Here is a 10,038-nt window from a genome sequence, read left to right on the forward strand (position 1 = left end):
CGGAAGCGCAGCCGGGCCAACAGGTCGAACGGGTGCTTCTCGATGCTGGCCACCGCTCCGGTCTGCACGTTGGAACTCGGGCACATCTCCAGCGGAATCCGTTTGTCCCGCACGATGGCGGCCAGCCGCCCCAGGCCCGCGGTGCCGTCGGGGAATTGCTCGATGTCGTCGGCGATCCGCACCCCGTGCCCGAGACGGTCGGCCCCGCAGAACGCCAGCGCCTCGTGTATCGACGGCAGTCCGAACGCCTCACCGGCGTGAATGGTGAAGCGGGCGTTGTTGGCCCGCATGTACTCGAAGGCGTCGAGGTGCCGCGACGGCGGGTACCCGGCCTCGGCGCCGGCGATGTCGAAACCGACCACACCCTTGTCCCGGAACCGGATCGCCAGTTCGGCGATGTCGCGGGACCGGGCCGCGTGCCGCATGGCGGTCACCAGGCAGCGCACCACGATGGTCCGGCCGGCGGCCGCGGCCGACTGCTCACCGGCGGCGAAACCGGCCAGCACCGAGTCCACAACCTCGTCGAGACTGAGCCCGCGAGCCAGATGAAGCTCCGGAGCAAACCGGATCTCGGCGTAGACGACGTTGTCGGCGGCGAGGTCCTCCACGCATTCCCGGGCCACCCGGTGCAGGGCGTCGGGGGTCTGCATCACCGCCACGGTGTGCGCGAACGGCTCCAGGTAGCGCACCAGCGAGCCGCTGTGCGCGGCGTTCCGGAACCAGGCCGCCAGCTCCGCCTCGTCGGTGCTCGGCAAACCCTGGTATCCCACCTGCCCGGCGATGTCGATCACCGTCGCCGGCCGCAATCCCCCGTCGAGGTGATCGTGCAGCAGCGCCTTGGGCGCCTGCCGGATCATCTCGGCCGTCAACGGTGTGCTCATTGTCACCATTGTGCCGACACGGACGTCATCCCCGCGCCATTCTTTTGGCAGTACAAAAGGAGTTAGAGTCCACCTGAACCCCAGTGGAGGCCCAGATGAGTGTCACTCAGACCGGCAGAGTGCGGCGACGGACTCTCTACCGCGGCGATCCCGGCATGTGGTCGTGGGTGCTGCACCGCATCACCGGCGCGACGGTGTTCTTCTTCCTGTTCGTGCACGTGCTCGACACCGCACTGGTGCGGGTCAGCCCGCAGGCCTACAACGAGGTCGTCGACACCTACAAGACCCCGCTCATCGGGCTGATGGAATTGGGCCTGGTGGCCTGCGTGCTGTTCCACGCCCTCAACGGGCTGCGGGTCATCCTGGTGGACTTCTGGTGGCAGGGTCCGCGCTACCAGCGCCAGATGCTCTGGGGCGTGGCGGCGATCTGGCTGCTGCTGTTCATACCGTCCACCGTCGTGATCGGCATGCACATGGCGGAGCGGTTCCTGTGACCGCGGCCCCGGTCCGCGAGAAGGACCACGACCGACCGGCCAGCCTGGACAACCCGCGGTCGCCGCGGCGCCACACCGGTATGCCGAACTTCGAGAAGTACGCCTGGCTGTTCATGCGGTTCTCCGGCGTGGTGCTGGTGTTCCTGGTGATCGGGCACCTGTTCATCGGGCTGATGTGGGAGAACGGCGTCTACCGCATCGACTTCAACTACGTCGCCCAGCGGTGGGCCTCCCCGTTCTGGCAGATCTGGGACATCGTGATGCTGTGGCTGGCCCAACTGCACGGCGGCAACGGGATGCGGACGATCATCGCCGACTACGCCCGCAAGGACTCCACCCGGTTCTGGCTGAACTCGCTGCTGGCGTTTTCCATGCTGCTGGTTCTCACGGTGGGCTCCTATGCCCTGCTGACCTTCGATCCGAACATCTCCTAGAGGACGCCGATGATTCAGGAGCACAAATACGACGTCGTCATCGTCGGCGCAGGCGGCGCCGGCATGCGGGCCGCCGTGGAGGCCGGCCCGCGGGTGCGCACGGCCGTGCTGACCAAGCTCTACCCCACCCGCAGCCACACCGGCGCGGCGCAGGGCGGCATGTGCGCCGCGCTGGCCAACGTCGAGGAGGACAACTGGGAGTGGCACACCTTCGACACCGTCAAAGGCGGCGACTACCTGGCCGACCAGGACGCCGTCGAGATCATGTGCAAGGAGGCCATCAGCGCCGTCCTGGACCTCGAGAAGATGGGCATGCCGTTCAACCGGACGCCGGAGGGCCGCATCGATCAGCGACGCTTCGGCGGACACACCCGCGACCACGGCAAGGCGCCGGTGCGTCGGGCCTGCTACGCCGCCGACCGCACCGGGCACATGATCCTGCAGACGCTGTATCAGAACTGCGTCAAGGAAGACGTCGAGTTCTTCAACGAGTACTACGCCCTGGACCTTGTGCTCACCGAGACCCCGCGCGGTCCGGTGGCCACCGGAGTGGTGGCCTACGAACTGGCCACCGGCGACATCCACGTCTTCCACGCCAAGGCCATCGTGCTGGCCACCGGCGGTTCGGGGCGGATGTACAAGACCACCTCCAATGCCCACACCCTGACCGGCGACGGCCTGGGCATCGTTTTCCGCAAAGGCCTTCCGCTGGAGGACATGGAGTTCCACCAGTTCCATCCGACCGGCCTGGCCGGCCTGGGCATCCTCATCTCCGAGGCGGTGCGCGGTGAGGGCGGCCGGTTGCTCAACGGCGAGGGCGAACGGTTCATGGAGCGCTACGCGCCGACCATCGTCGACCTCGCCCCGCGCGACATCGTCGCCCGCTCGATGGTCCTCGAGGTGCTCGAGGGCCGAGGCGCCGGGCCGCACAAGGACTACGTCTACATCGACGTCCGCCACCTCGGCGAGGACGTCCTGGAAGCCAAGCTTCCCGATATCACCGAGTTCTCCCGCACCTACCTGGGCGTGGACCCGGTCAAGGAGCTGGTGCCCGTCTATCCCACCTGTCACTACGTGATGGGCGGCATCCCGACCACCGTGATCGGCGAGGTGCTGCGCGACAACACCCACGTCGTGCCGGGGCTGTACGCCGCCGGCGAGTGCGCGTGCGTGTCGGTGCACGGCGCCAACCGGCTGGGCACCAACTCGCTGCTGGACATCAACGTCTTCGGCCGGCGGGCCGGGCTGGCCGCCTCGTACTACGCGCTGGGCAACCCGCACCTCGACATGCCGGAGAACCCCGCCGCGATGGTGACCGACTGGGTGGCCGACATCCTCTCCGAGCACGGCAACGAGCGGGTCGCCGACATCCGCGGCGAGCTGCAGCAGTCGATGGACAACAATGCCGCGGTGTTCCGCACCGAGGAGACGCTCAAGCAGGCACTGACCGACATCCATGCCCTCAAGGAGCGCTACGCCCGAATCTCGGTGCACGACAAGGGAAAGCGCTACAACAGCGATCTTCTCGAGGCGATCGAGCTGGGCTTCCTGCTCGAGCTTGCCGAAGTGACCGTGGCAAGCGCTCTCAACCGCAAGGAGTCTCGCGGCGGGCACGCCCGCGAGGACTACCCCAACCGCGACGACACCAACTACATGCGCCACACGATGGCTTACAAAGAGGGCGGCGACCTGCTGTCCGACATAAGGCTGGACTACAAGCCCGTGGTCCAGACCCGTTATGAGCCGATGGAGCGGAAGTACTGACCACGATGAGCCGCTTGCGCGAAGAGAAAGAACTCACGATGAGCCGCTTGCGCGAAGAGAAAGCCTGACGATGACTGCGATCGCACCGGACCCGGTTTCCTCGGCGGACCCGCCCCTTCCCCCCGTCCCGGAGGGCGCGACGATGGTGACGCTGAAAATCGCGCGCTTCGACCCGGAGAACCCGGACCGGTTCGCCGACGACGGGGGCTGGCAGAGCTTCCGGGTGCCGTGCCTGCCCAGCGACCGACTGCTGAACCTGCTCATCTACGCCAAGAGCTACCTCGACGGCACCCTGACCTTCCGCCGGTCGTGCGCGCACGGGGTGTGCGGATCGGATGCCATGCGGATAAACGGGGTCAACCGCCTGGCTTGCAAGGTGCTCATGCGTGACCTGATGCCGAAGAAGGCCGGCAGCCACCTGACCGTCACCATCGAACCGATCCGCGGACTGCCGGTGGAGAAGGACCTCGTGGTGGACATGGAGCCGTTCTTCGACGCCTACCGTGCCATCAAGCCCTACCTGATCACCACCGGCAATCCGCCTACCCGGGAACGGATTCAGAGCCAGACCGACCGCGCCCGCTACGACGACACCACCAAGTGCATTCTGTGCGCATGCTGCACCACCAGCTGCCCGGTGTTCTGGAACGAGGGCAGTTATTTCGGGCCGGCGGCGATCGTCAACGCCCACCGCTTCATCTTCGACAGCCGCGACGAAGGCGCCGCCGAGCGGCTGGAGATTCTCAACGACGTCGACGGCGTGTGGCGGTGCCGCACGACATTCAACTGCACCGATGCCTGTCCGCGCGGCATCGAGGTGACCAAGGCGATACAGGAGGTCAAGCGCGCGCTGATGTTCGCGCGCTGACACGCCGCGAGGCCGGTGAGCGTAATCCGGGCCGGAACCGTAGTCTCAACACGGTTCTTTCAACGGTCAAGGAGTGGCCATGAGCAAGGGCGAACTGACCCTCGACCCGGCTTCCGGATCGACGGTGGACAGCAAGGGCCTCAAGGGCGGAGCACTGGGTCTGCTCTCCAGCGTCGTGGTCGGGATGGCGTCCACCGCCCCGGCCTACTCGCTGGCCGCCAGCCTCGGCCTCATCGTCGCCAGCGGGGGCGCGCTGCTGGCAGGTGTCAAAGCCCCGGCGATCATCCTGCTGGCGTTCATCCCGATGTGGATGATCGCGGTCGCCTACCAGGAACTCAACAAGGCCGAGCCGGACTGCGGCACCACCTTCACCTGGGCCTCGAGAGCGTTCGGGCCGCTGGTCGGCTGGATGGGCGGCTGGGGGATCATCGCCGCAGACGTGATCGTGATGGCCAACCTGGCGCAGATCGCGGGCTCGTACTCCTTCACCCTGTTCGGCGCCTCGGAACTGGCCGAGAGCACCGTCGCCTCGACGGTGGCCGGGATCATCTGGATCGTCGTCATGACCTACATCTGCTACCGCGGGATCGAGGTCTCGGCACGACTTCAGTACGCGCTGTTGGGAATCGAACTCGTCGTGCTGATCGCATTCGCAGCAGTCGCACTGTTCAAGGTCTACACCGGGCAGGCCGAGGCCTACTCGATCAAGCCGTCGCTGGACTGGTTCTGGCCGGCCGGACTGGACTTCTCCACGGTGATCGCCCCGGCCCTGCTGACGGCGCTGTTCATCTACTGGGGCTGGGACACCGCCGTGGCGTGCAACGAGGAGTCCGACGACCCCGGTACCACACCGGGCCGTGCCGCGGTGATCTCGACCTTCCTGCTGCTGGCCACCTACGCCACCGTCTCGGTGGCGACCATCGCCTTCGCCGGAGTCGGCGACCAGGGGGTGGGACTGGGCAACCAGGACAACGCCGACGACGTGTTCGCCGCGGTCGGCCACGACCTGTTCGGCGAGAGCGTGCTGGGCAAGATCGGCCTGGCACTGCTGGCGGCGTCGATCCTGACCTCGGCCTCGGCATCGACCCAGACCACGATCCTGCCGACCGCGCGCACCACGCTGTCGATGGGCGTCTACAAGGCTCTGCCGGAGGCGTTCGCCAAGATCCACCGCAGGTACCTGACGCCGACCACCTCCACGATCGCGATGGGCGCGGTGTCGATCCTGTTCTACCTGCTCTTCACCCTGGTCAGCCCCAACCTGCTGACGGCGCTGATCGGTTCGGTGGGCCTGATGATCGCGTTCTACTACGGCCTGACCGGGTTCGCCTGCGTGTGGTTCTACCGCAAACACCTGACCCGATCCGGGCGGGACCTGATGATGCGCGGACTGGTTCCCCTGCTCGGTGCGCTCATCCTCAGTGCGGTGTTCGTCTACGGGCTCATCCAGTACGCCAAGCCGGACTGGCTCACCGATGACGACGGCAACAACGTCACCATCTTCGGCTACGGCGCGGTGGCGGTGGTGGGCATCGGCGCACTGCTGCTCGGGCTGGTGCTGATGGCCGTGTGGTGGCTGGCCTCGCCGGCGTTCTTCCACGGACTTACGCTTCCCAGACGCTCCAGTGCCGACCTGGTGCTAGCGCCGCCGGTGAACGTCGAACCGACCCTCGGCCTACCGGACTCCGGCGACATGCCGACGGTCATCGCGCCCGACCTTTCCAACCTGCCGCCGGGTGAGACCGCGGTGAACCCGGAGACCGGCGAGGAGTTCACAAAGGGCGCCGGCGACTGAGTTGAGCTCAGCGCAGCTTGAATATCGTTCGGTGCCAGCCTTTTTCGGCAACCCCGGTGATGTCGCTCATGACGTGCTTGATAGTCAGGTACTCCTCGAACGAGTAGTCCGACATGTCCTTGCCGAAGCCTGAGGCGCCCAGACCGCCGTGCGGCATCTCGCTGATGATCGGGATGTGGTCATTGATCCACACGCAACCGGCCTTGATCTCCCGCGACGCCCGCTGGGCGCGGTAGACGTCGCGCGTCCACGCCGAGGCGGCCAGCCCGTAATCGGTGTCGTTGGCCTGACGCAGAGCGTCGTCGTCGCCGGCGTGTGGCCGCACAGTCAGCACCGGCCCGAAGATCTCGTCGCGGTAGACCTCGGAGTCCTCGCTGACGTCGGCCAGCAGCGTGGGCAGGTAGTAGGAGCCGGGCAGGTCCGGGGACTTGCCGCCGACGACGACGCGGGCGCCCTGAGCAGGCGCCCGGTCGACCATTCCGGCGACCTTGGAGCGGTGCGCCTGGGAGATCAGCGGGCCGAGGTCGGTGTCGGGGTCCTGCGGGTCGCCGACGGCGATCCTACCCATCAGGTCGGCGACCCCGTCGACGAAGTCGTCGTAGAGGTTGGCCGCCACGATCGCCCGGGTGGCCGCGGTGCAGTCCTGCCCGGAGTTGATCAGCGCGCCGGCGACCGCGCCCTGCACGGCGGCGTCGAGGTCGGCGTCGCCGAACACCACGAACGGCGCCTTCCCGCCGAGTTCGAGCTGGGTCCGGTGACCGGCAACAGCGGCTGCCGCCATGACCTTTCGTCCCACAGCGGTGGAGCCGGTGAACGTCACGACGTCCACCCCGGGGTGGCCCGCCAGCGCATGGCCGACGTCGGCACCCGCCCCGGTGACGACGTTGAGCACCCCCTCGGGCAGGCCGGCCTCGGCGGCCAACCTGGCCAGGGTCAGGGTGGTCAGCGGGGTGAGTTCGGCGGGCTTGATCACCACCGAGCAGCCGGCCGCCAGCGCCGGGATCACCTTCCACACCGCCATCTGCAGCGGGTAGTTCCACGGCGTGATGGTGGCGACGACGCCGACGGCCTCCCGCCGGATCGAGGAGGTGTGGTCCGCGGAGTACTCCGCGGTGGCCTTGCCCTCCAGATGGCGGGCCGCCCCGGCGAAGAAGGCGATGTTGTCGATGCTGCCCGGCAGGTCGAACTCCGTTGCCAGCCGCACCGGCTTGCCGGTCTGGCTGACCTCTTCGGCGATGACGTCGGCGGCGTTCTCCTCGAGCAGCTCGGCGAGCTTGAACAGCACCGCCGAGCGTTCGGCCGGGGTGGCCGCGGCCCAGCCGGGCAGCGCGGCCCGCGCCGATGCCACCGCAAGGTCGACGTCGGCGGGTGTGGCGAGCGCGAGTTCGGCGACCACGTCACCGGTCGCGGGGTTGATGACCTGATGACGGACGCCGGCTGTGTTCACCGGTGCGCCGTCGATCCAACTGCTAGAAATCACGCCACGATTCTACGCATTCCGTCGAATAAGTTGCTTGAAACGACGGATTCCGTGCATAATAGACGGTATGCACGAATTACGGGCCGTCGCCCCCGGTCATCCCGGTCCGGTCGGTCTCGACGACATGTCCAAGGCCATCATCGAGAAACTCCAGCATGACGGCCGCCGCTCCTACGCCGGGATCGGCAAGGCCGTGGGCCTGTCCGAGGCAGCGGTCCGGCAGCGGGTGCAACGGCTCATCGACGCCGGGGTGATGCAGATCGTGGCCGTCACCAACCCGATGCAGCTCGGGTTCTCCCGTCAGGCCCTGATCGGTGTGCGCTGTCAGGGCGACGTCTCCACGGTGTCCGAGCGTCTGGCCGCACTGAAGTCGGTGTCCTACGTGGTGCTCACCGCCGGGACCTACGACGCGATCGTCGAGATCGTGTGCTCGGACGACGCGGAACTCCTGGATGTGCTCAACACCGAAATTCGCTCGACACCCGGCGTGACCTCCACCGAGACCCTCGTTTATCTCAAACTCGTTAAACAGCAGTACAGCTGGGGTACGCGATGAGGATGGGTTACCCGATGAGAACCGAGCCGGCCACCGACCTTTCGGCCAAGGCCCAGCGGCACCTGTGGGGACACTTCGCCCGGCACGGCAAGGGCATCACCCCACCCATCATCACCAGGGGGGAGGGCGTCCACATCTGGGACAGCAACGGGAAGCGCTACATCGACGGGCTGTCCGGGCTTTTCACCTGCCAGGTCGGGCACGGCCGCCGGGAACTGGCCGAGGCCGCCGCCAAGCAGGCCGAGACGCTGGAGTTCTTCCCGCTGTGGTCCTACGCCACCCCGGTGGCAATCGAACTGGCCGAGCGGCTGGCCGGCTACGCCCCGGGCGACCTGAACCGGATCTTCTTCACCACCGGTGGCGGAGACGCCGTGGAGAGCGCCTGGAAACTGGCGAAGCAGTACTTCAAGCTCACCGGCAAGCCCGGCAAGTTCAAGGTGATCTCGCGCGCCACCGCCTACCACGGCACCACCCACGGCGCACTCGCGATCACCGGTCTGCCCACCTTCAAGGTGCCGTTCGAGCCGGTCGCCCCGGGCGGATTCCGGGTGCCCAATACCAACTTCTACCGGGCACCGGAAGGACTGCGCACCGACATCAAGGAGTTCGGCCAGTGGGCGGCCAACCGGATCGCCGAGGCCATCGAGTTCGAGGGTCCCGACTCGGTCGCGGCGGTCTTCCTCGAGCCGGTGCAGAACGCCGGGGGCTGCTTCACTCCCCCGCCCGGCTACTTCGAGCGGGTCCGGGAGATCTGTGACCACTACGACGTGCTGATGGTGTCCGACGAGACGATCTGCGCGTTCGGTCGCATCGGTTCGATGTTCGGCTGCACCAGCGAACTGGGCGACTTCGGCTACACCCCCGACATCATCACCTGTGCCAAGGGCATGAGCTCGGGCTACTCCCCGATCGGCGCGATGATCGCCTCGGACCGGCTTTTCGAGCCGTTCGACGACGGCTTCACCGCGTTCGCGCACGGCTACACCTTCGGCGGACACCCGGTCTCCGCGGCGGTCGCGCTGGCCAACCTCGACATCTTCGAGCGGGAGGGCCTCGTCGACCACGTCAGGCACACCGCACCAGCCTTCCGCGCGACGCTGGAACGGCTGCTGGATCTGCCGATCGTCGGCGAAGTTCGCGGTGCCGGCTTCTTCTACGGAATCGAGCTGGTCAAGGACAAAGCCACCAGGGAGACCTTCGACGACGAGGACTCCGAGTGGCTGATCCGCAGCTTCCTCTCCGGCGCACTGTTCGAAGCGGGTCTGTACTGCCGGGCCGAGGACCGCGGCGACACGGTGATCCAGCTGGCCCCGCCACTGATCAGCGATCAGGCCCTGTTCGACGAGATCGAGGCGATCCTGCGCCGGGTGCTCACCCAGGCCTGGGACCTCCTGCAGACCCGCGGCGGCACCCGGGCCTGAGGCCGGAACGGCGATACGCCGCGCGCCGGGCCGGCCCGCCAGTCACAATAGCCACACCAGCCCCAGCGCGCTTCCCCGATTTCAGCGCCCGGATCGCCTAGCCTGCAATCCCATGGCGAGGTTGATCAGGCGGGCCGCCGCGATCGCGGCCACCGTCGTGATGACCGGCTCTCCGGCCCTGGCCTGGGCCGATCCGGTCCCGGCCCCGGACCCCAACAGCTGTCCCTACAAGGTGTCCACGCCGCCGGCGGTGGACGCCTCGGAGGTTCCCAAAGCGGGCGACCCGCCGCAGCCGCTGCCGGTGCCGGCCACCCCGGCCGGCGGCGAGGCGCTCAGCGGGTGCGG

At 67.5% G+C, this 10,038-nt stretch carries 9 protein-coding genes and 1 pseudogene; 8 read left to right on the forward strand and 2 right to left on the reverse strand.

The features are described from left to right. On the reverse strand, positions 1-881 hold an 881-nt coding region (locus ACKOQ4_RS13215), incomplete at its 3' end, for an adenosine deaminase (RefSeq protein ID WP_526292541.1). A gap of 95 nt (positions 882-976) precedes the next feature. On the opposite strand from ACKOQ4_RS13215, the gene sdhC reads away from it, so the two are divergent. The 5 genes from sdhC (at position 977) to ACKOQ4_RS13240 (ending at position 6,236) form a co-directional block, all read left to right on the forward strand. Further along, entirely contained in the window at positions 977-1,375 is a 399-nt protein-coding gene (sdhC, locus tag ACKOQ4_RS13220; protein WP_526292543.1) for a succinate dehydrogenase, cytochrome b556 subunit, read from the forward strand. After that, on the forward strand, positions 1,372-1,809 hold the full coding sequence (locus ACKOQ4_RS13225; protein WP_526292545.1) for a succinate dehydrogenase hydrophobic membrane anchor subunit: 438 nt from the start codon (positions 1,372-1,374) through the stop codon (positions 1,807-1,809). Before sdhC ends, ACKOQ4_RS13225 begins: the two co-directional genes overlap by 4 nt. Before the next feature lie 9 nt (positions 1,810-1,818). Continuing rightward, the gene (gene sdhA / locus ACKOQ4_RS13230; RefSeq protein ID WP_526292547.1) at positions 1,819-3,573 is read left to right on the forward strand and encodes a succinate dehydrogenase flavoprotein subunit; all 1,755 of its coding nucleotides are present in this window, start codon (positions 1,819-1,821) and stop codon (positions 3,571-3,573) included. Between the two features lie 70 nt (positions 3,574-3,643). Beyond that, the gene (locus tag ACKOQ4_RS13235) at positions 3,644-4,441 is read left to right on the forward strand and encodes a succinate dehydrogenase/fumarate reductase iron-sulfur subunit (RefSeq protein WP_526292549.1); all 798 of its coding nucleotides are present in this window, start codon (positions 3,644-3,646) and stop codon (positions 4,439-4,441) included. 79 nt (positions 4,442-4,520) lie between these two features. Beyond that, entirely contained in the window at positions 4,521-6,236 is a 1,716-nt protein-coding gene (locus ACKOQ4_RS13240) for an amino acid permease (RefSeq protein WP_526292551.1), read from the forward strand. A 7-nt stretch (positions 6,237-6,243) separates the two neighbouring features. On the opposite strand, the gene ACKOQ4_RS13245 is transcribed toward ACKOQ4_RS13240, so the two are convergent. After that, positions 6,244-7,716, reverse strand: a complete 1,473-nt coding sequence (locus ACKOQ4_RS13245; RefSeq protein ID WP_526292553.1) for an aminobutyraldehyde dehydrogenase — start codon at positions 7,714-7,716, stop codon at positions 6,244-6,246. Between the two features lie 67 nt (positions 7,717-7,783). Here ACKOQ4_RS13245 and ACKOQ4_RS13250 point away from each other — a divergent pair, with 67 nt between their 5' ends. From ACKOQ4_RS13250 to ACKOQ4_RS13260, 3 genes and pseudogenes are all read left to right on the forward strand, one after another. Beyond that, complete coding sequence (locus tag ACKOQ4_RS13250; protein ID WP_526292555.1) at positions 7,784-8,272, forward strand: Lrp/AsnC family transcriptional regulator; 489 nt, start codon at positions 7,784-7,786, stop codon at positions 8,270-8,272. Positions 8,273-8,286: 14 nt separating this feature from the next. Next, a complete protein-coding gene (locus ACKOQ4_RS13255) occupies positions 8,287-9,693 on the forward strand; it encodes an aspartate aminotransferase family protein (protein WP_526292557.1) in 1,407 nt (468 codons plus the stop codon). 160 nt (positions 9,694-9,853) lie between these two features. Further along, a pseudogene (locus ACKOQ4_RS13260) lies at positions 9,854-10,038 on the forward strand (D-alanyl-D-alanine carboxypeptidase); the annotation flags it as partial.

It is taken from the genome of Mycobacterium sp. (assembly GCF_046095365.1).
GTDB lineage: Bacteria > Actinomycetota > Actinomycetes > Mycobacteriales > Mycobacteriaceae > Mycobacterium.